Genomic DNA, 21,980 nt, shown 5'->3' on the forward strand with positions numbered 1-21,980 from the left:
TTCGTACCGTTCATCGGGGTCAAAAGTACATTCCGCCCGATGTGGGAGCAAAGTTAGTACAACGTCTCAGCAATCCAGAACTGAGTGAACGAGAACTGGCTGTACTCCGCTCACTCGCACAGGGGATGAGTAACGCGGATATTGCGGCTGCTTTGAGTATCGGTGAAGGGACGGTTAAATCTCATGTGAATCGGATTTTGAATAAGTTAGATGTCAGCGATCGTACTCAAGCGGTGATTGTTGCCGTTAAGCGCGGCATTGTTAGTTTGTAGGGTGTACTTTCGATCGAGTTGAGAGTCTAACTTGAGTTATAGTCAGTCTTCTACTTTGCGATCGCATAGTTACTCTATTAATTTGTACTGTAAAAGTTTTAACTCGCTATAGACGACGACTTGAAAGCGATCTCCTACATTAAATGTATGCAAACAAAGATGCAGTCAATGGATTGAGCAAGTTAATTGGAGCAGAAATGGCAACCTTGTATCGTTGTTTTGAGAACATGAGTGATGCAGCGAATTTTGCCAATTGCAGCACCTATTTCCTAGCCTAATCAACCGTGAATCCTATTTGCAGAATCACAACTGGGCAAATCTTGCCAGAAGTGCATCCAATCAGGCAAATCATGCTCCTCTAGAGCTGGTGAAGCTGATTGAGTTTTCAACCCTAACACATTGGAGATAAATTTATGACCTCTACTCCCACAGTTACAGACCCAATGCTACGCCAAGGCGATTCTGGTGCTGCTGTCAGTGAGCTACAACAATTGTTGAATGCGAAAGGAATCAACATTGCAGTCGATGGAATCTTTGGCGATGCGACTCGTGCCGCAGTGGTTCAGTTTCAAAAGCAAAGTGGCATTGCTACAGATGGCATCGTTGGCCCTCAAACTTGGCAAGCCCTTCGTCGAGGTGGCCCCATTCAACTGACTGATGCAGCCATTTACTACGAGCCATCGAAATATCCCTATCAAAAAGAGGCATTTGAATGGCTGCAATCGCAACTCTCTAGTTCAGTTCTAAGGGAATTTGCTCGCCGTTGGCGGAACCTACGCTAACGCAGCAATCACCGATCTCAAAGTTGTTCAACTCACGTTCAAATTGCTGACGCTGGGAATGTCTTGAATCATAAGGTTTTTCCCAGCTTTTATTGCAAGGTTCCAGGCTTGATGCAGATGTAGAACAATGAACGACGATCGTAGCCACAGTTCCTTACTTGTACCCCCTTCAACCCAAGATTGGATGCAGGGTGTGCTGAGTGCTAAGGTCGTGCTGGTGATGTATGGAGACTATCAAGACCCCAGAAGTGCAGACGTTTACAAGCTGATTAAAGCAATCAAACGAGAGCTTAGTGCTGTTTTTGGAGAGGATGATTTATGTTTTATCTTCCGTCATTTTCCGCAAGCACAGATTCATTCTCATACTCAACGGACCGCCCAAGCTGCTGAAGCCGCTGCTGCTCAAGGACAGTTTTGGTCGATGCACGACGCTTTGTTTGCCCATCAACAGAAGTTAGAAAATGGTTATCTTGTAGAGTACGCCAACGATTTAGGGCTTGATATCCCTCAATTTCTCAAAGAGTTGTCTAAACAAGTGCATATCGATCGCATCAATGAAGATATCGAAAGTGGATGCAAGAGTGGAGTAACGACTACTCCAGCCCTATTTATCAATAACATTCGATATACCGGACGCTGGAAGATGACAGAGTTAATGACAGCCATTGTTACTGCAAGTCATTAAGCTTCCCAACCTTTGCTCGCCATCCATGCTTGACTGAGGACAATTTTATGAAATCCAGTCCACGATCGACCAAAAATGATTTCAAGCAATCGAGGTTTTCAACTCAGACTCATTTTCCCACTGCGCTCTCTCCTAATCATGTTCTTGTTACGGTTGCCCAAGAGGTCGCTGAGCGGCTCCAACAAGCCTATCCTCCTCCATCTGATGACAGTAACTCGGTTGAGGCGATCGCGATTCACGCAGTTGATTCAAACTTAAGGCAAATGATTCTCGCTGAATCACTCACAGATCGGGAGTTGGAGGTGTTGCAATTGATTGTTGATGGAGACAACAGTATCGCGATCGCTCGGAAGCTTAATATTTCTGTGGGTACGGCAAAAACTCATATTCGCGACATTCTGAAGAAGCTTATGTGAGCAACTTCTGACACATTCGTGCCTAGTGCTTATTTCTGAGAAGTGAGCAAGGTTTCAATCTAATTCATGACAATTCGGTCGATATTTAAAGGCTCATGCTTTTAGATCTTGGGCAGCTTTGTTGTGCTCAATTTCCAACTTAAAGGTTCTGTTTTTGCTTGCTAGTGCCAGTAAGCTACCTGATTTTGACGGTTAGCTTTTCCTGTCGAACAAACTACCAATTTTTGCACCATGCTAACCATTACAACGCCAACCCTTGAATTCAAAAACAAAGGCTTAACGCACACTCAATTGCAGCAAGCGATTGACTATATTCACACTCACATTGACCGAGATTTGTCACTGATTGAACTTGCCAGCGTTATCAATATCAGCCCGACTTACTTTGCCAGTTTATTCAAACAGACTACAGGAATTTCTCCGCATCAGTACGTGATTCAACAACGGGTGGAACGGGCGAAATCGATGTTATCGAAAACGGATTTAACCATTGCTGATATTGCTTTCCAAACTGGGTTTTCCAGTCAAAGCCATTTGAACCAACAGTTTAAGCGAATTACTGGAATGACACCAAAGCAGGTTCGTTAATTCCACAAGAATCTGACAAATCATTGTAAGAATTTGAAAGAAGTCGAGCCTTGGAACTCAATACACTTCAAATAGATAGAACTAGGAGAATCCAATCATGGTCAAACAGCAATCTGTAGACGAACAAGCAAATGGAAAGGCAACTAGCAACCTGACACCAGCCCAGGAGTCTTTGCAAGCACTTTGGGAAGAGCATCTGCGACACGAGTTTGGCACTCACAACACTGAAGATGCCCTCGCCACGATGGTTGAGGATGCTTACGTCAACCACATTCCGGTAATGACTGGGGGAGTCGGGAAACCAGCACTGCGCGAGTTTTATTCCAAATACTTCATTCCACAAATACCGCCGGACATGGAGCTGACCCCGATCTCGCGCACAATCGGGACCGATCGGCTCGTCGATGAAATGGTGGGTAAGTTCACTCATACCGTTCGGATGGACTGGATGCTACCCGGCATTGCTCCGACTCTTAAACGGGTGGAAGTGCCAGTGGTAGTGATTGTCCAGTTCCGTGACGGCAAGCTAGCCCATGAGCACCTCTACTGGGATCAGGCGAGTGTATTGATTCAACTTGGCTTGCTCGATCCTGGTACGCTGCCCGTTGTAGGGGTTGACAGTGCGCGCAAGGTACTTGATCCGAGCTTGCCCTCAAACGCACTGATCGATCATGCCAGCGATCGCGACTAAGTGTAGGAGCCAGCAAATATCAATGCCTAAACCCGCCATTTTGCAACCAGGATCGTACTCATCCTGGGTGTAGGAGGTGCTTCTTATTGCTGGCTCCTACACGTATTGCTCATTGAGTTTTTGACAAAGTGACACAGCCATTCACAACAAGAGGTAACTATCATGATGCTGAAAGACAAGGTTGCTTTGGTGACTGGCGGAACATCGGGCATCGGTCGAGCAACCGCGATCGCCTTTGGTGCTGCGGGTGCAAAAGTTGTGTTCTCCGGCAGACGCGATGCAGAAGGAGAAAAAACCGCTAAACTGATTCGTGAAACAGGTGCTGAATGTTTATATGTCCATTCCGATGCTTCAAATGAGGAAGACATCAAAGCGCTAGTGCAAAAGACAGTTACAACCTACGGACAACTCGATTGTGCATTTAATAATGCGAGCATTGATGGATTCCTTAAACCGCTGCACGAACAATCGATCGAGGAGTTTGACAAATTGATGGCAATCAATGTCCGGGGACTATTTTTGTGCATGAAGTACGAAATTCAGCAAATGTTGTCTCAAGGATCTGGCGCGATTGTTAATAACTCCTCAATTGCAGGGTTGATTGGTCTTCCAGGGGCATCTCCTTACGTTGCAAGTAAACATGCCGTCATGGGGTTAACGCGATCGGCAGCACTTGACTATGCCAAGCAGGGCATCCGGATTAATGCGGTGAATCCTGGCAGCATTGCGACTGAAATGCTCGATCGTGTCCTTCAGAAAATGCGCATCACGGCTGACGATCTTACCGCGATAGTACCGATGGGTCGCATTGCTCAAGCAGAAGAAGTCGCTCAAGTCGTTGTTTTTCTATGTTCTGATGCTGCCAGCTATGTCACAGGGCAACCGTTTGCGATCGATGGCGGAGTCACAGTGAGTTAATTTCTGATTTTTGATGGTGGGCTCACAGTGAATCGATCCATTTCAAGAGAGAACAACCGGACTTGATTTTAGAAATAGAATGATACTTCAGGATAAAGTAGCGTTAGTCACGGGAGGCGCATCGGGAATTGGTCGAGCAACTGCGATCGCATTCGGTGCTGCTGGAGCCAAAGTGGTCTTCTCGGACATACGCGGTGTAGAAGGTGAAGAAACTGCTGATTTGATTCGCGAGACTGGGGCGGAATGCTTGTTCGTGAAATCAGATGTATCGAGTGAGGCGGATGTCCGGGAATTGGTGCAGAAAGCGATCGCAACCTACGGCAAACTCGATTGTGCCTTTAATAATGCTGGAATTGATCTTGTTGTTACACCGTTGCATGAACAATTGATCGAGGATTTTGACCAGATCATGTCGATCAATGCACGAGGGCTATTTCTCTGTATGAAATACGAAATTCAGCAGATGTTAACCCAAGGCGCAGGCGCGATCGTGAACAACTCGTCAACGAATGGTCTTGTTGCGCTTCCGGGGATCTCTCCTTACGTCGCCAGCAAACATGCAGTCATGGGGCTGACGCGATCGGCAGCTCTGGACTATGCCAAACAAGGTATTCGGATCAATGCCGTCAATCCTGGTCCGATTGCGACTGACCTCATGGCTCGTAGCGCTGACCAGATGGGCATCACGTTCGATGATCTCGGATCTATGGTTCCAATGGGTCGGATCGGTCAGGCAACGGAAATTGCTCAAGCGGTTGTGTTTCTCTGCTCTGATGCTGCCAGCTACATTACGGGACAACCCTTAGCGATCGATGGTGGATATACAGCAGGCTAAATCGCGATCTGCCTTCAGATATCTTTTTGCGATCGCAGTTCTGAATAGGTGGTTTCTAAGCGATTTGCTGGAATGAACTCGACACAGATTCACTATCGCTGAAAGAAGCACCATCAGAATCTGAAAGAAACTGAGTGTTGGAAGTCATCACACTCAAGTAAATGCAACTGGTTTCATAACAAGAGGTAAAAATCATGATACTTGAAAATAAGGTGGCTTTAGGACAGGTACTTTTTGCCGGAGGATCGGGCTTCGTAGGGCGCACTGCCGTCAGGTGGTTCCGCGAGAGGCATCCCAGCGTTCGAGTGCTCGTCGGAGGACGGAACCTGCAATCGGCAGGTGAAATCGCCCAGGAGGTGGACGCTGCCGAAGCTATTGCCATAGATCTCGATAAGCCCCACTTGGGTCTCGGTGATGATGTCACAGTAGCTGCTGTGGTCATGTTGGCTCCCGAAGCCGGACTCAAAGGACTGAACTACGCGCAGGACTTGGGCATCCCTTACCTGAACATCAACGCTGCCCTCACCGAAATCGGACCTGAGTTGGTGATGTTCGCGCATCGTGCGACCGCAGCACCCGTCGTGCTCGCCAGTCACTGGATGGCTGGTGCGGCTGTGTTTCTGGCACTCAACAGTGTCAAAGGCTTCGAGGTCATCCACTCCATCCGGATCGGAGCAATCCTCGACGAGAATGATCCAGCAGGTCCAGCGTCGCTCGAAGATATGGAGCGGGTACACGGGGCTGCTCCCCCCGCAATGGTATTCGAGGGTGGGCGGCGCGTATGGCTGTCCGGCGACGCAGCAAAGGGCAAGATCGAATCAATTGACGGTCGCTCACTTGATGCTACCGCATTTTCCACGTTTGATATCGCTAGCCTCCATGCTGCCACTGGGGCACCAAATGTACGTTTCGACCTAGTGACTGACAAATCATCCAGTCGCCACCGGGGCGGTGAGGCAGCGACCGAGATCGTCGTCGAGATTGAGGGCGAAGCCGATGGTCGAACGCAGCGTTCGCGATCGATGCTGGAGTTCAAGCATGGCGCAGCCTCACTAACGGGTCTGAGCGTCGTTCTTTCTCTCGTATCGGTATTGGGACTGAACGACCGCGCTCCTGCCCGCCCTGGGCTTTACCTACCCGAACTGCTCTCGGATACCGAATGGTTTCTAAATGAACTCCGCAGTGCGGGAGCGACTATCTACGAAGACTCTAAGTCAACTCTACAGTTTTAAGGTGGTGGAAAAATGATTAAATGCAAAGATTTTGCGCCTCGGATCACTGAACGGGGACCCTTCGGCGGAGCTTCCGAGTATGAATCTTTCTCTGAGGTTGTGAGTACTGTCAATCAGTGGATCGAAAATACAACGACACAGGTGATCAATGTTGAAACTGTCGTTTTACCCGATCGGATAGAAGGCACAAGTGATGGTGACTACGGATTGACGGTCAGTAATAGTTTCCACCCAGTGATGATCAGTCAAGGCGTGACAATCAATTGCTTTCAATGCGTGCGTGTCTGGTACAGAGAATAAGCTCTATTGGAGAAAGAATGAAACGATTTACCTTATTTACCTTCCTGTATCTCGCGCTGGGAGTTTGTCTGAGTGCGATCGCGCTTGGATACCCAAACCTGCCTTCGAGTCTTCAAACAAGCTTGTTCGTCAGTGCAGGAGCCTCCTACATTGCTTGTCTCCTCAGCACCTTCCCATTTTGGCGCGAGACGACGATCCGCTTCTATCGCAGACGGAATTCAGCGGTAATTCTACCCTGGTTGGTGATTGGAGTGAACATTGTTTGGATGATCTGGGATGTTCAGAGTCAGAACTGGACGATGGAAGCCATTTTACGAGCGTTTTCGAGGCTATTAGTTGTCTTAATGTTTGCAGAAATCATTGTGATGACATGGCAAGTGAATTCTGAACATTAGTATCTAAATCGGATGCTGCCGAAACGAACTTGCGCTTCACCCTAAGAATCTGGAAGAAATCAAGCATTGGACCTTAGTACGCTTCAGATCAATGCAACGAAATTAATGCTAGGAGAAGCACAATGATACTTCAAGATAAAGTGGCGTTAGTCACCAGTTGTCATTCTCTATCTTGGCATTGGGTCTACCCAGTATTCTAATGTCTCTAGAGATTAAATCAATGGCAGTTTTAAAACAATTTGGGATTCTATTTGTGTTGGGCATTGCGGGAATTGCGATGTTTACGATTACGTCGGTTCCATTAGTTGAGCAACAGTTGGCGAAACTGTCTCCAGAAATACTGGCAAAAGTTCCACCACTGTGGGTTTTAATACTGCTACAAGGACTACAGCCTACAGTTCTACTGGCAATCAACATTCTGATCGGAATTGGCTGTGCCTATCGCGTTGGATTACGCTCACATTTGATTGACTACTGGGTACTTCATACCCCTAAGATTCCATTTTCTGTCATTGAGATGAAATGGAGCTTGGGTGTGGGTGCAGCGACAACGATCATTCTCCTGTTGCTCGATCGGTTCATGAAACCTGCTCTACCTGAAGCGCTACAGGCATCCCATCACACAGAACCGAATTGGCTGAGTTCGCTTACAGCAATGCTTTATGGCGGCATCACTGAGGAAATTCTGATGCGCTGGGGCTTAATGTCGCTGCTTGTTTGGATAGCGTGGAAGGTCTTAAAACAAGGCATTACGTTGCCAAGCCAAGGAATATACCAAGGTGCGATTGTGCTAGTAGCGCTGGTATTTGGACTTTTACACCTGCCCGCAACTGCCGCGATAGTTCCACTCACTCCCCTTGTGATTATCCGAGCGATATTACTCAATGGGATTGCTGGCATTGCTTTTGGTTGGCTCTTTTGGCAATACTCGCTTGAGGCTGCGATGTTATCCCATGTCAGCTTTCATGCCTTTTCCTTTTCCTTTGCTCTTAGCCTTTTGCTGGCAAGATTTGTCTAAGCTTTTTTCTAAAGCGATTTCCATGATTATTTCAAGAGAGAACAACCGGACTTAGATTTTAGGAGAAATAGAATGATACTTCAAGATTAAAGTGGCGTTAGTCACTGGCGGAACTTCAGGAATTGGTCGAGCAACTGCGATCGCCTTCGGTGCTGCGGGCGCAACAGTGGTCTTCTGTGACAGACCCAATGTAGAAGGGGAAGAAACAGCTGCGCTAATTCGCGAGACTGGAGCGGAGTGCTTGTTTGTGAAAGCAGATGTCTCCAGTGAAACGGACGTGCAAGCCTTGGTACAGAAAGTGATCGCGACCTACGGCAGACTCGATTGTGCCTTTAACAATGCTGGCATTGATCTTGCTGTTAAACCACTGCACAAGCAATCGATCGAGAACTTTGATCAGATCATGTCAATCAATGCACGAGGGATATTTCTGTGCATGAAATATGAAATTCAACAGATGCTCACCCAGGGCGCAGGCGCGATCGTGAACAATTCGTCAACGAATGGTCTCGTTGCGCTTCCAGGGATCTCTCCCTACGTTGCTAGCAAACACGCAGTAATGGGACTGACGCGATCGGCTGCGCTTGACTATGCCAAACAGGGCATTCGGATTAATGCCGTCAATCCTGGTCCGATTGCGACTGATCTAATGGCTCGTAGCGCTGCTCAGATGGGCATTACGTTTGATGATTTAGGAAGGATGGTTCCGATGGATCGGATCGGTCAGGCAACAGAAATTGCTCAAGCGGTTGTGTTTCTGTGTTCTGATGCTGCTAGCTACATTACTGGGCAACCTTTGGCGATTGATGGTGGATATACAGCGAGTTAATTTTTGACTGCTTGAGCAACTACGGTAGGTTGTCCTTGTTCCGCTGCACCCACGTCAGTTGCTCCATCGACTCCTTATAAAAATTGGAGAATAGCAAAAATGATTCAAAAGATACCGATACACCGCGTAGCCCTTTTCGCTCTTACGCTGCTTTTTACTATCCATTTCGCCTCCGCCTGCACGGAGTCTACAGCAATGATGCCTACAATCGCCTATCCTGAAACCAAGCGAGTCGATGTCGTCGAGAAGCCTTTCGGGCAGACGGTTTCCGACCCCTATCGCTGGCTGGAAAACGATGTCCGCAACGACAAGGAAGTTGCCGCGTGGGTCGAATCACAGAACAAAGTTACCAACGCTTATCTCAATACGCTGCCGGGTCGAGATATCTTCAAGAACCGACTGAAACAGTTGTACAACTATGAGCGGTTCAGCATTCCGGTCAAAAAGGGGGGGCGGTATTTCTACCTCCATAATTCCGGACTTCAGAACCAGCAGGTTCTTTATGTCCGCGACAGCGTGGATAGCGCAGGGCGCGTGCTGATCGATCCCAACAGTTGGGCAAAGGACGGGGCGACCGCACTTGCCGAGTGGTCAGCTTCTGATGATGGCAAGCGCGTGGCTTATGCGGTGCAGGATGGCGGCACCGACTGGCGCACGCTTCGAGTGCTGGACGTGAACACGGGCAAGGTACTCGACGATCAGGTCAAATGGGCGAGATTCACCAGCATCGCCTGGACTCAGGACGGATCTGGCTTTTTCTACGCCCGTTACCCGGAGCCGAAGCAGGGCAACGAATCGCAAGCCAGCATAGCCAACCATGCCGTCTATTTTCATGCGATCGGCACCCCCCAGGCGCAAGATCGGCTGGTCTATACAAACCCGGATCAGCCGAACATGCTGCATGACTTGAGCATCACCGAAGACGGGCGTTATCTCGCGATCGCTTCTACGCCCATTTCAGCAACCAACACACTGACCGTGGTGGATCTCCAGAGCGCCGACTGGAAACCCCGCAAACTGGTCGATAATCTCGATCATCAATGGGGTGTCGTCGGCAATGTGGGGACGAAGTTCTTCCTCATGACTAGCCAGGATGCGCCGCGCTTCAAGGTCGTGACGATGGACATCGCCGCTGCCGACCCAGCGATCAAGGATGTGGTGCCGGAGCAGGATTCAGTGCTGCTCAATCCGTCGCTGGTCGCTGGACGGTTGCTGATCTCCTATCTGGCTGACGTGAAGACGGAAATTCGACGCTACACGCTGGATGGCAAGGCTGATGGGATGGTGAAGCTGCCCGGTATCGGCACCGCTGGCGGTTTTAAGGGCAAACAGGACGACCCAGAAACCTTCTTCGTCTTCACCAGCTTTAACGCTCCGGACACGATCTATCGATATGATGTCGCCAGCAACACGGCGCGGGTGTGGGCACAACCCAAGGTGGCGATCGATCTCAGCCAGATTGCAGTCGAACAGCGGTTCTACAGGTCGAAGGATGGCACCCGTGTCCCGATGTTTATCGTCCGACGCAAGGATGTGACCCGTCCGGCACCGACTCTGCTCTATGCCTATGGGGGCTTTGGCATCCCCATGCCTCCCTTCTTCTCGCCGGAGCCTTTGGGCTGGGTCGAACAGGGCGGAGTGTACGCGGTCGCCAATATTCGCGGCGGTTCCGAATATGGCAAGGCATGGCATGAAGCAGGTCGTCGTCAGAACAAGCAAAATGTCTTCGACGATTTCATCGCGGCGGGTGAGTATCTCAAGGCGCAGGGCATCACGCCACAAGATGGCTTGGCGATTCAGGGTGGATCGAATGGTGGGCTCCTGATCGGCGCAGTGGTCAATCAGCGACCGGATCTGTTCGCCGCCGCGCTGCCCCAGGTTAGTGTCATGGACATGCTCCGCTTCGACCAGTTCACGAGCGGGAAAACATGGGTAGACGAGTTTGGGTCTCCGTCACAGGAAGCGGATTTCCGCAACCTCTTGAACTATTCGCCGTATCACAACATCCAGTCCGGCAAGGTATATCCCGCGATTCTTGCTACCACTGCCGACACAGACGATCGCGTAGTGCCGGGACACACCTTCAAATATGTCGCCGCGCTCCAGGCGGCGGATGTGGGTGACAAGCCTCACCTTGCCCGGATTGAGACACGCGCGGGACATGGAGCAGGCAAGCCCACCGACAAGATCATCGAGGAAACGGTGGATATGTGGGCTTTTGCGGCTCACTGGACAGGGCTGGATGTTGGGAATAGGAAATGATCGGAGCATGGCAGCAGAACACCCCGATAAACGGACATGAAGCAAGGCATGAGATCAACATGCTGTATGAAAATAGAACAGGAGAAGCACAATGATACTGCAAGATAAAGTGGCGTTAGTCACTGGCGGAACTTCAGGAATTGGTCGTGCAACGGCGATCGCTTATGCCCAACAGCAAGCAAAGGTTGTTGTTGTTGGCCGTCGCATGGATGAAGGTGAAGAAACGGTTCGATTGATTCAGGAAGCTGGCGGAGAGGCGATTTTTGTGCAAGCAGATGTCACGAAAGAAGCCGATGTTAAAGCAATGGTTGATAAAGCGGTTAGCATTTTTGGTCGGTTAGATATTGCCTTTAATAATGCAGGAACTGTCGGCGAAAATCCCTCATTGATTGAGCAACCAGAAGCGGAATACGATCGCATTATGAACGTCAATGTCAAAGGCGTTTGGTTGTCGATGAAGCATGAAATCGCTCAGATGTTGAAACAGGGAAGTGGTTCGTTCGCCTCTGGCGGCACTATGTGCATCGTCAATACATCATCTGGGGCTGGAGTCGTTGCAGTTCCTACCCAACCCCTCTACACCGCGAGTAAACATGCAGTAGTCGGTTTAACAAAAGCTGCTGCGCTCCAATATGCCAAAGCGGGTATTCGCATCAATGCCGTTGCACCAGCAGCAATCGAAACAGATATGTTTGAAGCAGCTACAGGTGGGCAGGATGAGGTCAAAGCTTACATAACAGGACTCCACCCGATCGGACGAATTGGAACACCGCTTGAAGTTGCAAATGCAGTTCTGTTTTTATCATCTGACCTGGCATCGTTCATAACAGGTGAAACGTTGATGGTAGATGGTGGGTATGTAGCGCAATAGTCGATCGGCAGTGCGAAATGTTTGATACAGCACTTCAAGCGACTTACTAAAGTAACACTGAAATAGGTTCGCTAATTCCATCGGAAACTCCATAAGAATCTGCAAGAAGTTGAGTGCTGGAACTGACTACACTCACATGAACTAAGACAAAGAGAACTTAAGAGGTGATGATGATGTCCAAAGTGCCTTTTAACTCCCCACAGGGACAGGGAAAGACCTTTGCCGCTGTTTCAGAGCAGTCCTCACCCAACAAGCCCTCCCGTCCGGGCTGGCTCGAGATCGTTGTCGGTCTCGTCGTCTTTAGCGCTGTCGCACGTGGGGGTGTGTTGCTGTCCGGGCAGCTCGATCTCGATCCCGTCGTCTACGGACTGGCCCTCGCCGCGCTGTCTGTTATCGCCCCCTTCGCCGGGTTTGCGGCAGCCGTGCTGCTGCGGATTCGCTCCCTGCACGCCTTTGGCGTGCGTCGCGTCTCTTGGCGTTGGCTGCTCATTGGGGTCGGAGCAGGGGTGGTCGCCTTCGTGGCCAAGGGTTTTGCGGTCATGGCCTACACCGCCCTCACCGGAGATAGCTCCACCCCTCAGGAGGTGTTCGGTGACGGTGGCAGCGGTGGGGTGCTGTCCCTGGTCCTGGCCACGCTGTTTATCGGTCTTCTCGTGCCCCTCGTCGAGGAACTGCTATTCCGGGGTGTCATCACCAACGCGCTGCTCCGCTACGGCCCGTTGATTGGCGTTGTGGGCAGCACGCTGATCTTCGCCCTCGCTCACGGCATCAACACCGTCTTCCCAGTGGCTTTGGTATTTGGTCTCATCAGCGCTGAAATGTTCCGCCGCAGCGGCTCAGTCTGGCCTGGCGTCATCGCTCACGTTATCAACAACCTGCCCACGGTCTTTGTGATGGTGCTCATCAGAACGGCCTGAATAGTCACCATCACTCGAAAAGGGTGTCTTTCCAATGGCTCGCTTGTTTTCGAACCATCCGCCCGATCCTGATAGGCGCAGACACAACGTAGAGCCACCAACTCACGCTGGGAGGAGAACCATGATTGCTACGACTCATATCCGAATCTCGCTACTAACTGGAGCCGTGATGCTGGCCATTAGTGCTAAACGCACAATTATAAGGAAAAAGAAATGACTGAAACATTTGGTGCAAAATCGACCGCCGACGTGGTGCTTTCCGGCGTTGATCTCAAGGGAAAGCGATTTCTCATTACGGGTGCATCGTCGGGCATTGGACGCGAAACCGCCCGCTCACTGGTCTCTCACGGCGCTAGCGTCGTCGGCGCAGTCAGGAACCTCGCTAAAGCTGAGCCAGCCACTGCATCAGTTCGTGACGCTGCGTTGCAAGGAGGTGGCAGCTTGAAGTTGATCAATCTCGATCTGGCATCCTTGCAAAGCGTTCGTCCCTGTGCGGATAAACTGTTGGCTGACGGTCAACCATTCGATGCCATCATCGCTAACGCTGGCGTTATGGCAACTCCGTTCGGTCGAACGATCGACGGCTTTGAAGTCCAGTTCGGGACGAACCATCTTGGGCATTTCGCCCTGATCAATCAGATTGAGCCGCTGCTCGCCGATAATGGACGGCTGGTAGTCCTGTCGTCGCTCGCGCATCGGGGTGCCGATATTGACTTGGACGATCCGAATTTCGAGCAGCAGGCGTACGATCCATGGGTCGCTTATAGCCGATCGAAAACCGCCAATTCACTGTTCGCTGTGGAGTTTGACAGGCGGCATCACGATCGCGGCATTCGGGCTGCTTCGGTGATGCCCGGAAACAGTCTCACGGATCTACCCCGCCATTTCTCGCCGGAGGACTTGCAGGGACTTTTGCAGACTGTTGACGCAGCGCGTACCGAAGCGGGTCTGCCGCCGAAAGGGTTGAAAGAAATCCCGCAGGCAGCCGCGACGTCGGTCTGGGCAGCAGTCGTGGCTAACAAAGACGAGATCGGCGGACACTATCTCGAAGATTGCGCGATCGCACCGATCGATGACACGCCCAACCCGTTTGCCGACGGTGTCAGGTCGTATGCGCTCGACGCGAACAAAGCCAAGCAGCTTTGGGCGAAAAGCGAGGAATTGATCAGCGCTGCGTCTTAAAGGTTATCGCGCACATCTAAACGCAATAATCCATTCCACTTTCGTACTTGGATGAACACTCACAAGAATGCCTGATTGACGTGTAAGCGTTAATCACCATGCCTTACGTTTCCCGTAAACTCAACCAGGAAAACACCATGTCACAAAAACTCTCAGATTTCCAGCGACCCACAACAGGAGCATTCCATATGGCCCAGCGTGACGCCGTTTTCCCCGCCGGTCGGCATGACCTCTACACGTCGCAGACCTATTCCGCAGCGATCAGATCAGGTGACCTCCTGTTTGTGTCCGGTCAGGTCGGCAGTCGCAGCGATGGCTCGCCCGAGCCGGACTTTGAGGCTCAGGTTCGCCTGGCATTCGCCAATCTCGAGGCGACCCTGCAAGCGGGTGGATGCGGGCTTGACGATATCGTCGACGTGACGACATTTCATACCGATCCCGAGAATCAGTTCGGCACGGTCATGACCGTTAAAAGCGAAGTCTTCCCGGAAGCGCCTTATCCGAATTGGACGGCGATCGGCGTCAACTGGCTCGGGGGGTTCGACTTCGAGATCAAGGTCATCGCCCGTATTCCAGGCTGAATTCATCAGGCGGAGCGGGCGACGGGATAACCCGACACTGCACTCGACCAGCCCGGCGCGAACCGTCCTCGCGAATCGTGAGCTGGTCGGTGCCGGACCAGCCAATGAATGTCTGTCCGTTCGGCATTTGTCATCAGGGCGAAACGATTCGCGGGCTTATTGGTAAGTAAATTGCCGATTTGGAGATCGCATTAGTAATAATCACATACCCAGGAAAACACTATGTCACAAAAACTCTCAGGAAAAATTGCGCTTGTCACTGGCGGCACCAGCGGCATCGGTCTTGCTACTGCTAAGCGATTTGTCGCTGAAGGTGCCTATGTTTTCATCACGGGTCGTCGCCAGCCTGAACTCGATGCTGCTGTAAACGAGATTGGTAAGAACGTGACTGGCATTCAGAGCGATGTCTCAAATCTGGCAGACCTCGATCGTCTTTACGCCACGGTCAAGCAAAAGCAAGATCGCTTGGATGTAATCTTTGCCAATGCTGGCGGTGGCGAACTCATCCCGCTTGGATCGATCACCGAAGAACACTTTGACAAAACCTTCAACACCAATGTCAAGGGTCTACTTTTCACTGTGCAGAAGGCACTACCGCTGATGCCAGAGGGCGCTTCCATCATTCTGAATGCCTCAACTAATTCCATCAAGGGTATCCCAGCCTTCAGCGTGTATGGCGCTACCAAAGCCGCCGTGCGATCGTTTGCCCGCACCTGGACACTCGACCTCAAAGACCGCCAGATTCGAGTGAATGCGGTCAGCCCTGGTTTCATTCCGACTCCCGCTTACGATCTTCTCTGGGGACTCAGTGAAGAGCAGTTGAAAGAATTTGTGGCGAGCCAAGCTAACAATATCCCATTGGGACGAGCTGGTACGCCCGACGAGATCGCCAAAGCCGTTGTCTTTTTGGCTTCAGATGACAGCAGCTTTGTCAACGGCATTGAGCTATTCGTTGATGGTGGCATGGCACAAATCTAAATGGGTGCTGTGTCCAGAGCGGACAGCTAACAATGCAGCAGACGGTTTAAAGCCGCTAGCGCTGCGTTCGAGTTTCTTTGTCGCCGCTGATTTGAGCCATTGGGCGTTTTGGGTGATGTGAGGTGTGGAACGGATGACGGATAAACTTGAGCAGAACAAACAGGCGGTCACAGCATTTTATGACCTGATGTTCAATCAGTGTCAGCCCGCAGAAGCCATCGAGAAATATGTCGGCGACGTGTACATCCAGCACAACCCAGCGGTGGCCGACGGGAAGCAGGCTTTCATCGAATATTTCGAGAGGATGGCGAAAGAATATCCGGGCAAGTGCGTCCAGTTTAAGCGCGTCTTCGCTGAAGGCAATTATGTAGTCTTACATTGCTACCAGCAATGGCCGGGCGACAACGACTGGGCAGGCATCGATATCTTCCGCCTGGATGATAAAGGTAAGATAGTCGAGCATTGGGACGTGCTTCAGACCATCCCGGAAGCGTCGGCTAACGATAACACGATGTTCTGAACAGTCGAGTGCTGGTAGTGTGAAGGCCGGTTTGTGGCACGCCTAAATAGTAGGCAGTGGAATTCAGATGTAACTAAGGCGATCGCAGCCATTTTATCAGTCGCATAGTAACACCATAACAATCTGACAAACTGTCCTAAGAATCTGAAAGAAACCGAGCATTAGAATTCATTACACTTCGGTTAAATCAGACGAGAATCCAATGCGGTATTCATAGGAGATTGCAATGCCTTACGTTACTGTTGGTCAAGAAACCTCTGTAAACATTGATATCTACTACGAAGATCTGGGAACAGGTCAACCCGTTGTACTGATTCATGGATTTCCATTGAACGGACATTCCTGGGAAAAGCAGGTCTTGGTTCTGCTGAACGAAAGATATCGGGTGATTACCTACGATCGCCGAGGATTTGGGAATTCTAGCCAACCCTCATTCGGTTATGACTAACGATACCTTTGCAGCAGATTTGAACGTGCTGATGACCAAGCTTGACTTACATGATGCTGTGCTGGTCGGCTTTTCAATGGGAACAGGCGAAGTTACGCGATACCTTGGCAAATATGGCTCAGAGCGGGTGCAGAAAGCCGTACTGATGGCTCCAGTGCCGCCCTTCCTACTGAAGACCGACGATAATTCTGAAGGTGTTGACCAAAGCGTTTTCGATGGCATTATGAAAGCGATTGTTGAAGATCGTCCAGCTTACTTTTCTGCATTTTTCAGAAAATTCTTCAATATGGATGTGTTGCTTGGCGATTCTCGTTCCGAGAGGTTACACCAACGCATCAGCAATGATGCCATTCAAGCCAGTTCTGTGCAACCTGGCAGTACAGTCACAGTTGCACTAGCAGTTCAGCGAAATCCAAGTTAGGGCGGAGTGTATGAGTTTGGAGTGACTGTCTATCCAGTTGGAGAACAGAAAAAGATGATGAACCAAAACAAAGAGATTTACGAGTGCGTCATTGTCGGTGGCGGTTCCGCTGGACTCAGTGCGGCACTGCTTTTAGGCAGAAGTCGCCGTCGAGTGTTAGTCTGCGACAAAGGGAATCCGCGTAACGCTCCCGCACACGAGTCGCACAGCTTTTTCACCCGCGATGGCATCAGTCCGCATGAACTTTTGAGCATTGGTCGCGACCAACTCAAACCTTATAAAAGCGTTGAATTTCAAGCGATCGGGGTCAAGGAAATCAATCCATCCGGCAATCAATTTGAAGTTGTGTTTGAGGATGGCACGATAAAAAAAACGCGCAAAATTTTGCTGGCTTTCGGGGTAATGGATGAATTTCCAGCTCTCGAAAACTTTGGTGATTTCTGGGGCAAAAGCGTGTTTCATTGTCCCTATTGCCATGCCTGGGAAGTGCGCGACGAGCCGCTTGCCATTGTTGGAAATGGCGAAACGGGCATCGAAATGGCGGCATTGCTGAAAAATTGGAGTGCTGATTTAGTCCTCTGCACCAACGGCAAAGCCGATCTAACCGCTGATCAAAGGACACTGTTGGAAAACCACAAAATCCTTGTTCGCGAAGAGAAAATCATCCGACTCGAAGGCGATAACGGACAATTAGAAAACATCGTTTTTGAGACAAACGAGAAAATTGCGCGTCGTGGAATACTGATCCGACTAAAGCAAACACTCCATTCAAACCTAGCTGAAAAGTTAGGCTGTGAGTTGAATGAATTCAACTTAATCAAGACGACCAATGTTTTTAACGAAACTAGCGTCAAAGGTGTTTATGCGGCAGGTGACATCACTTCACCCATGCAAGTGATCGCCGCTGCTGTTTTTCAGGGTAGCGTTGCTGCTGGCGGCTTAAATCACTCTCTGATTATGGAAGATTTCGTCTAAATCAAGGTAATTCAATCTTCATCAGAACAAGCATCGTGGCTGGTCTAGTTTCATAGACCAAGAGAGTAGGGAAAGTCATGCGTGTTAATTACATATCAAGTCTACAGAGCGATCTAATGATGCAATCTTTGTGGTTTTTTGGTTCTTACCTTACCATCCTTGCTGATCGCACCACGACCGGAGGATAGTACGATCTAATTGCAGGCTACTTTCCACCTGGCTCCCAGACTCCTCCCGATCTCCACACGCACCATTCTGAACAACTCTATGTGCTGGAAGGAGAATTCACGGTCTGGGCAGGGGAGAACAAAGTTTTACTTGTTGTCATTCTTGGCGAACCGCACGCCATCAACTGAACTCACGCTGATTGGGGCAATCCCTTGTTGTTGGACTTTCTTTAGGGGTGATTATCTATCGAGTCCTTTATCGCTAAAAGGGTTCTAATATGTTTTCTAGACTGATGATAGCGGTTGCAACCACAGTGCTAATGATTGTGACCTCTTGTATTTTTCCAGCGGTATCACTGGACAAAAGTGCGATCGCTCAAGTGCCAGGTGTCTATCCATTCAAGTTAGGTGATTTCACAATTACAGTCCTGAGCGACGGCACACTCCCCCAGGATCTACATACGCTGCTGTCGAATACGAACCCAACAGAAACCGATCGCCTGCTTCAGAAAAACTTTCTGACTAATCCTGTCGAGGCATCGATTAATGCTTTCTTGATCGACACTGGAGATCAACAAGTACTCGTGGACACGGGAGCCGGAACCTTTTTTGGTCCAAAACTGGGCGGCAAGCTTCAAACATCGTTAAAGGCAGCAGGCTACACGCCTAACGAGATTGATGCAATCCTCCTGACTCATATTCATACGGATCATAGTGGGGGGCTGGTCGAAGCTGGTCAACGGGTGTTTCCTGCCGCCACGCTTTATGTCGGCAAGCCAGATGTCGATTTCTGGTTTGATCGAGCGAATGCCACGCGATTCAACGTTGCTGAAAAGTACTTTGACGAAGCCGCGAAAACTGTCAAACCTTATTTAGATGCAGGCAAGGTGAAATCGTTTTCCGGCAAGACAGCCCTTCTACCGGGAATCACCGCGCATCCCACACCCGGACACACCCCTGGTCATAGCTGCTATGTGGCGGCAAGCAAGGGCGAGAGCATCGAGTTTTGGGGCGATATTGTTCACTTTGCTTCGGTGCAATTTCCCAAGCCAGAAATTACAGTTGCTTATGATGTCGATGCCAATGCTGCTGCGGCACAACGCAAAAAACAGTTTGCGAGAGCGGAAACATCCCGAATTTTGGTAGTAGGCGCACATTTGCCCTTTCCCGGCGTTGGACACCTTCGGGCAGCAGATCAAGGTTATGCCTGGGTGCCAGTGGATTACCGCTGGCGTGAACCCTAAAGGATTCATAGCAATCATTTTAGCAACTTGATGATAGTTGCGATGCACCACAACTATTCGAGCAAACTTCAAGCTATTGAGCAAAACCTCATGAATGACTACTCTACTACTCTAGAGACACAATTGAATACGATGAGAACACAAATCTCTAACAGCCTTGAAAAAACACGAGACCGGAGAGATACACTCAAACGTACAAACTCTCGCTACATCACAAGCAATATCATTCTCAGCGCCCTAGCCACACTCCTAGCAGGCATGGCGGGAACGATCGGCAATGCTCAAAAGCGGATATACAGCGAGTTAATTTTTGATTTTTGATGGTGGACTTACAGCGAACCGATCCATTTCAAGAGAGAACAAGTGGGCTTGATTTTTAAATCGTAACTAAAGGAGTTCTATGTCAACTTTTGTCTTAGTTCATGGCTCCTGGCATGATGGTTCTGCTTGGCAAGCAGTCGTTGACCATCTAGAAGCAAAAGGACATCTGGCGTTTGCTCCCACAATCGCAGGTCATGGGAAAGGCGTAAATAAAAACGTTAACCATGCTCAATGTACGCAATCGATTGTTGATTACATTGTGAGCAAAGACTTAACCGATATTGTTCTCTTAGGTCATAGTTTTGCCGGAACAATCATTGCGAAAGTTGCTGAAGCGATTCCCGATGGCTTCGCCGGCCAAAGGCAACGCATTCGACGGCTCATCTTCTTCGATGCCTTTGTCCTCAACGATGGAGAGAGCCTTAGAGATAACGTTCCACCGCATCTTCAAACATTACTCGACGAGCTAGTTAGAGAATCAAACGATCAGATGATGGTTATACCTTTTGAGATGTGGCGAGAAGCGTTTCTCAACGATGCTGACCTCGATTTGGCTCGATCAAGTTACGCACAACTATCTCCTGAACCGTATCAACCGTGGATTGACAAGCTGGACTTGAGGCAGTTTTACTCGCTGCCCATTCCTAAAAGTTACCTCTACTGTACAGAAGACACTGCCCTGCCTCAAGGCGAGTGGGGATGGCATCCCAGGATGTCTAACCGCTTAGGGCAATTTCGGTTCGTGCAAATGCCCGGTAGCCATGAGGTGATGTTTTCTAACCCTGTCGGTTTAGCAGAAAAGATTATTGTGGCAGGACGGGACTAGCAACAGGATGGTTACATAACAAAATAAACGAGTTGCCGTTCTTTGAGAAGTAGAAAAATAGCTTGAACACCGTTGAGTGACTCAATTTACAACACGGAGAGAAACAAGGAGAAATTATGGAAACCAGACAAATCGCCGTCATAGAGCGACTGCAACAAGCACAGAACGCACAAGACCTGGAAGCGCTTTTAGCCTGCTTTGCACCCAACTTTCAGGGCAATCATCCACTCCATCCTGAGAGAGGTTTCGAGGGAATTGAGGATGTCCCTAAGAATTGGTCTGTCATATTCCACAACATCCCAGACTTTCACTCAGAGTTGCTCCGTTTGGCAGTAGAGGGTGACACAACCTGGGCTGAGTGGCACTGGTTCGGCACCCATCGTGATGGTACGCAGTTTGGTATGCGCGGCGTGACTATTGTTGGTGTACAAGCGGATCGGATCGAGTGGGCACGCTTGTATATGGAACCTGTATCAGCGAGTAGCGAATAACCCGTAAACTCAGCAGGAGATTTCATTTTCATTCCTCCTGGTACTCCCCATCAACACCAAAACCTGGTCAAGCATTCTGTTGCGCAGGTCAAGTCAATGACATGTTCAAAACTGAAAAATCACGACAAGAATTACTGGTCAACCTCTTTGGATTTCGACTCTCATTTCAAAAGAGACCGCTAAAGCATCCACTTGAACAAAGGAGCGATTCAAATGTCAGAGAACAATAAAGCAATCTTAGAAGCGGCAAACGCGGCGATCGCGCTCAGGCAACTATGAAGGATTCTTGTCGTTCTGCGCCGACGACACGGAATGGACGTTTGTAGGCGACAAGACCCTGAAAGGAAAAGAAGCCGTTCGCCAATGGATGGTAACGGAGTATGTGGAACCACCTTTGAATATCGTCGCGAACTTAATTGCTGAGGGTGACTTTGTCACGGCACTCGGCGACCTCACCCTGAAGGACGAAGACGGAAGAGCAACTCATTACTCGTACTGCGATGTCTGGCGTTTTCGCAACGGCAAGATGGTCGAATTAAAAGCTTTCGTCATCCAGACCAAGGTCGAGGCTAAAATCAGCAGCGCGGCGTAAACAATCTGTAAAAGTCAGGATATATTCTTGCAAAATGCGATGAGATCCAATGGGCAAGGTTCACCAGCATCGTATGGATCAAGGACGGGACTGGCTTTTCTGCACCCATTTCCCTGAGCCGAAGCAGGGCACCTCATCCCAAGCGGGCCTAGTCAACCATGCCGTCTATTTCGGCGTTGCCCAATAAAGAATGATTCAAGTAGATACTGGAATCCGACGATGC

Annotated in this window: 28 protein-coding genes and 1 pseudogene; all 29 read left to right on the forward strand. The window is 49.7% G+C overall.

Annotated elements, in window-relative coordinates; genetic code table 11:
- A partial coding sequence (locus AC5JLB_RS03125; protein ID WP_495872400.1) for a response regulator transcription factor occupies positions 1–272 on the forward strand: 272 nt, incomplete at its 5' end.
- Positions 273–685: 413 nt separating this feature from the next.
- On the forward strand, positions 686–1,054 hold the full coding sequence (locus AC5JLB_RS03130) for a peptidoglycan-binding domain-containing protein (RefSeq protein WP_495872401.1): 369 nt from the start codon (positions 686–688) through the stop codon (positions 1,052–1,054).
- Positions 1,055–1,181: 127 nt separating this feature from the next.
- Positions 1,182–1,739 carry a DsbA family protein gene (locus tag AC5JLB_RS03135; protein WP_495872402.1) on the forward strand — a complete coding sequence of 186 codons (558 nt, stop codon included), beginning with the start codon at positions 1,182–1,184 and terminating at the stop codon, positions 1,737–1,739.
- A gap of 47 nt (positions 1,740–1,786) precedes the next feature.
- Positions 1,787–2,155, forward strand: a complete 369-nt coding sequence (locus AC5JLB_RS03140) for a response regulator transcription factor (RefSeq protein WP_495872403.1) — start codon at positions 1,787–1,789, stop codon at positions 2,153–2,155.
- 231 nt (positions 2,156–2,386) lie between these two features.
- Positions 2,387–2,743: a helix-turn-helix domain-containing protein gene (locus AC5JLB_RS03145; protein ID WP_495872404.1), complete on the forward strand. Its 357-nt coding sequence runs from the start codon at positions 2,387–2,389 to the stop codon at positions 2,741–2,743.
- Positions 2,744–2,840: 97 nt separating this feature from the next.
- Entirely contained in the window at positions 2,841–3,434 is a 594-nt protein-coding gene (locus AC5JLB_RS03150) for a nuclear transport factor 2 family protein (RefSeq protein WP_495872405.1), read from the forward strand.
- 162 nt (positions 3,435–3,596) lie between these two features.
- Complete coding sequence (locus AC5JLB_RS03155) at positions 3,597–4,352, forward strand: SDR family oxidoreductase (RefSeq protein WP_495872406.1); 756 nt, start codon at positions 3,597–3,599, stop codon at positions 4,350–4,352.
- Between the two features lie 79 nt (positions 4,353–4,431).
- Entirely contained in the window at positions 4,432–5,187 is a 756-nt protein-coding gene (locus AC5JLB_RS03160) for an SDR family oxidoreductase (RefSeq protein ID WP_495872407.1), read from the forward strand.
- A 194-nt stretch (positions 5,188–5,381) separates the two neighbouring features.
- Positions 5,382–6,419 (forward strand): NAD-dependent epimerase/dehydratase family protein, encoded by a 1,038-nt coding sequence (locus AC5JLB_RS03165; RefSeq protein ID WP_495872408.1) that lies wholly within the window; start codon positions 5,382–5,384, stop codon positions 6,417–6,419.
- 12 nt (positions 6,420–6,431) lie between these two features.
- The gene (locus AC5JLB_RS03170) at positions 6,432–6,719 is read left to right on the forward strand and encodes a hypothetical protein (RefSeq protein ID WP_495872409.1); all 288 of its coding nucleotides are present in this window, start codon (positions 6,432–6,434) and stop codon (positions 6,717–6,719) included.
- Between the two features lie 17 nt (positions 6,720–6,736).
- Positions 6,737–7,114: a hypothetical protein gene (locus AC5JLB_RS03175; RefSeq protein WP_495872410.1), complete on the forward strand. Its 378-nt coding sequence runs from the start codon at positions 6,737–6,739 to the stop codon at positions 7,112–7,114.
- A gap of 220 nt (positions 7,115–7,334) precedes the next feature.
- The gene (locus tag AC5JLB_RS03180; protein WP_495872411.1) at positions 7,335–8,132 is read left to right on the forward strand and encodes a CPBP family intramembrane glutamic endopeptidase; all 798 of its coding nucleotides are present in this window, start codon (positions 7,335–7,337) and stop codon (positions 8,130–8,132) included.
- A gap of 91 nt (positions 8,133–8,223) precedes the next feature.
- On the forward strand, positions 8,224–8,961 hold the full coding sequence (locus tag AC5JLB_RS03185; protein ID WP_495872412.1) for an SDR family oxidoreductase: 738 nt from the start codon (positions 8,224–8,226) through the stop codon (positions 8,959–8,961).
- Positions 8,962–9,156: 195 nt separating this feature from the next.
- The gene (locus AC5JLB_RS03190) at positions 9,157–11,223 is read left to right on the forward strand and encodes a prolyl oligopeptidase family serine peptidase (protein ID WP_495872413.1); all 2,067 of its coding nucleotides are present in this window, start codon (positions 9,157–9,159) and stop codon (positions 11,221–11,223) included.
- Between the two features lie 91 nt (positions 11,224–11,314).
- A complete protein-coding gene (locus AC5JLB_RS03195) occupies positions 11,315–12,094 on the forward strand; it encodes an SDR family oxidoreductase (protein WP_495872414.1) in 780 nt (259 codons plus the stop codon).
- Between the two features lie 167 nt (positions 12,095–12,261).
- Positions 12,262–13,011, forward strand: a complete 750-nt coding sequence (locus AC5JLB_RS03200) for a CPBP family intramembrane glutamic endopeptidase (RefSeq protein ID WP_495872415.1) — start codon at positions 12,262–12,264, stop codon at positions 13,009–13,011.
- A 249-nt stretch (positions 13,012–13,260) separates the two neighbouring features.
- Positions 13,261–14,193, forward strand: a complete 933-nt coding sequence (locus AC5JLB_RS03205) for an SDR family NAD(P)-dependent oxidoreductase (RefSeq protein WP_495872416.1) — start codon at positions 13,261–13,263, stop codon at positions 14,191–14,193.
- 98 nt (positions 14,194–14,291) lie between these two features.
- The gene (locus tag AC5JLB_RS03210; protein WP_495872417.1) at positions 14,292–14,774 is read left to right on the forward strand and encodes a RidA family protein; all 483 of its coding nucleotides are present in this window, start codon (positions 14,292–14,294) and stop codon (positions 14,772–14,774) included.
- 222 nt (positions 14,775–14,996) lie between these two features.
- Positions 14,997–15,752: an SDR family oxidoreductase gene (locus tag AC5JLB_RS03215; RefSeq protein WP_495872418.1), complete on the forward strand. Its 756-nt coding sequence runs from the start codon at positions 14,997–14,999 to the stop codon at positions 15,750–15,752.
- 133 nt (positions 15,753–15,885) lie between these two features.
- Positions 15,886–16,272 (forward strand): nuclear transport factor 2 family protein, encoded by a 387-nt coding sequence (locus AC5JLB_RS03220; RefSeq protein ID WP_495872419.1) that lies wholly within the window; start codon positions 15,886–15,888, stop codon positions 16,270–16,272.
- A 226-nt stretch (positions 16,273–16,498) separates the two neighbouring features.
- The gene (locus AC5JLB_RS03225) at positions 16,499–16,720 is read left to right on the forward strand and encodes an alpha/beta fold hydrolase (protein WP_495872420.1); all 222 of its coding nucleotides are present in this window, start codon (positions 16,499–16,501) and stop codon (positions 16,718–16,720) included.
- Entirely contained in the window at positions 16,713–17,141 is a 429-nt protein-coding gene (locus tag AC5JLB_RS03230; RefSeq protein WP_495872421.1) for an alpha/beta fold hydrolase, read from the forward strand. The genes AC5JLB_RS03225 and AC5JLB_RS03230 overlap by 8 nt, the downstream gene beginning before the upstream one ends.
- A gap of 57 nt (positions 17,142–17,198) precedes the next feature.
- A complete protein-coding gene (locus tag AC5JLB_RS03235; protein WP_495872426.1) occupies positions 17,199–18,116 on the forward strand; it encodes an NAD(P)/FAD-dependent oxidoreductase in 918 nt (305 codons plus the stop codon).
- A gap of 197 nt (positions 18,117–18,313) precedes the next feature.
- Entirely contained in the window at positions 18,314–18,472 is a 159-nt protein-coding gene (locus tag AC5JLB_RS03240; RefSeq protein ID WP_495872427.1) for a cupin domain-containing protein, read from the forward strand.
- A gap of 89 nt (positions 18,473–18,561) precedes the next feature.
- Positions 18,562–19,527, forward strand: coding sequence for an MBL fold metallo-hydrolase (locus tag AC5JLB_RS03245; RefSeq protein WP_495872422.1), 966 nt, complete (start codon positions 18,562–18,564; stop codon positions 19,525–19,527).
- A 90-nt stretch (positions 19,528–19,617) separates the two neighbouring features.
- Complete coding sequence (locus AC5JLB_RS03250) at positions 19,618–19,848, forward strand: hypothetical protein (RefSeq protein ID WP_495872423.1); 231 nt, start codon at positions 19,618–19,620, stop codon at positions 19,846–19,848.
- A 79-nt stretch (positions 19,849–19,927) separates the two neighbouring features.
- The gene (locus AC5JLB_RS03255; RefSeq protein ID WP_495872424.1) at positions 19,928–20,674 is read left to right on the forward strand and encodes an alpha/beta fold hydrolase; all 747 of its coding nucleotides are present in this window, start codon (positions 19,928–19,930) and stop codon (positions 20,672–20,674) included.
- Between the two features lie 116 nt (positions 20,675–20,790).
- Entirely contained in the window at positions 20,791–21,165 is a 375-nt protein-coding gene (locus tag AC5JLB_RS03260; RefSeq protein ID WP_495872425.1) for a nuclear transport factor 2 family protein, read from the forward strand.
- A 274-nt stretch (positions 21,166–21,439) separates the two neighbouring features.
- Positions 21,440–21,757: pseudogene (locus tag AC5JLB_RS03265) on the forward strand (nuclear transport factor 2 family protein); the annotation flags it as partial.
- Between the last annotated feature and the right edge of the window lie 223 nt (positions 21,758–21,980).

This window comes from Myxacorys chilensis (genome assembly GCF_059505265.1).

Coding starts and splice junctions, on each gene's coding strand:
- AC5JLB_RS03145 (WP_495872404.1), top strand. CDS start 2,387: ATGCTAACCATTACAACGCCAACCCTTGAATTCAAAAACAAAGGCTTA.
- AC5JLB_RS03135 (WP_495872402.1), top strand. CDS start 1,182: ATGAACGACGATCGTAGCCACAGTTCCTTACTTGTACCCCCTTCAACC.
- AC5JLB_RS03190 (WP_495872413.1), top strand. CDS start 9,157: ATGATGCCTACAATCGCCTATCCTGAAACCAAGCGAGTCGATGTCGTC.
- AC5JLB_RS03140 (WP_495872403.1), top strand. CDS start 1,787: ATGAAATCCAGTCCACGATCGACCAAAAATGATTTCAAGCAATCGAGG.
- AC5JLB_RS03230 (WP_495872421.1), top strand. CDS start 16,713: ATGACTAACGATACCTTTGCAGCAGATTTGAACGTGCTGATGACCAAG.
- AC5JLB_RS03235 (WP_495872426.1), top strand. CDS start 17,199: ATGAACCAAAACAAAGAGATTTACGAGTGCGTCATTGTCGGTGGCGGT.
- AC5JLB_RS03245 (WP_495872422.1), top strand. CDS start 18,562: ATGTTTTCTAGACTGATGATAGCGGTTGCAACCACAGTGCTAATGATT.
- AC5JLB_RS03225 (WP_495872420.1), top strand. CDS start 16,499: ATGCCTTACGTTACTGTTGGTCAAGAAACCTCTGTAAACATTGATATC.
- AC5JLB_RS03195 (WP_495872414.1), top strand. CDS start 11,315: ATGATACTGCAAGATAAAGTGGCGTTAGTCACTGGCGGAACTTCAGGA.
- AC5JLB_RS03130 (WP_495872401.1), top strand. CDS start 686: ATGACCTCTACTCCCACAGTTACAGACCCAATGCTACGCCAAGGCGAT.
- AC5JLB_RS03255 (WP_495872424.1), top strand. CDS start 19,928: ATGTCAACTTTTGTCTTAGTTCATGGCTCCTGGCATGATGGTTCTGCT.
- AC5JLB_RS03170 (WP_495872409.1), top strand. CDS start 6,432: ATGATTAAATGCAAAGATTTTGCGCCTCGGATCACTGAACGGGGACCC.
- AC5JLB_RS03175 (WP_495872410.1), top strand. CDS start 6,737: ATGAAACGATTTACCTTATTTACCTTCCTGTATCTCGCGCTGGGAGTT.
- AC5JLB_RS03165 (WP_495872408.1), top strand. CDS start 5,382: ATGATACTTGAAAATAAGGTGGCTTTAGGACAGGTACTTTTTGCCGGA.
- AC5JLB_RS03215 (WP_495872418.1), top strand. CDS start 14,997: ATGTCACAAAAACTCTCAGGAAAAATTGCGCTTGTCACTGGCGGCACC.
- AC5JLB_RS03180 (WP_495872411.1), top strand. CDS start 7,335: ATGGCAGTTTTAAAACAATTTGGGATTCTATTTGTGTTGGGCATTGCG.
- AC5JLB_RS03200 (WP_495872415.1), top strand. CDS start 12,262: ATGATGATGTCCAAAGTGCCTTTTAACTCCCCACAGGGACAGGGAAAG.
- AC5JLB_RS03150 (WP_495872405.1), top strand. CDS start 2,841: ATGGTCAAACAGCAATCTGTAGACGAACAAGCAAATGGAAAGGCAACT.
- AC5JLB_RS03220 (WP_495872419.1), top strand. CDS start 15,886: ATGACGGATAAACTTGAGCAGAACAAACAGGCGGTCACAGCATTTTAT.
- AC5JLB_RS03210 (WP_495872417.1), top strand. CDS start 14,292: ATGCCTTACGTTTCCCGTAAACTCAACCAGGAAAACACCATGTCACAA.
- AC5JLB_RS03250 (WP_495872423.1), top strand. CDS start 19,618: ATGAATGACTACTCTACTACTCTAGAGACACAATTGAATACGATGAGA.
- AC5JLB_RS03155 (WP_495872406.1), top strand. CDS start 3,597: ATGATGCTGAAAGACAAGGTTGCTTTGGTGACTGGCGGAACATCGGGC.
- AC5JLB_RS03260 (WP_495872425.1), top strand. CDS start 20,791: ATGGAAACCAGACAAATCGCCGTCATAGAGCGACTGCAACAAGCACAG.
- AC5JLB_RS03160 (WP_495872407.1), top strand. CDS start 4,432: ATGATACTTCAGGATAAAGTAGCGTTAGTCACGGGAGGCGCATCGGGA.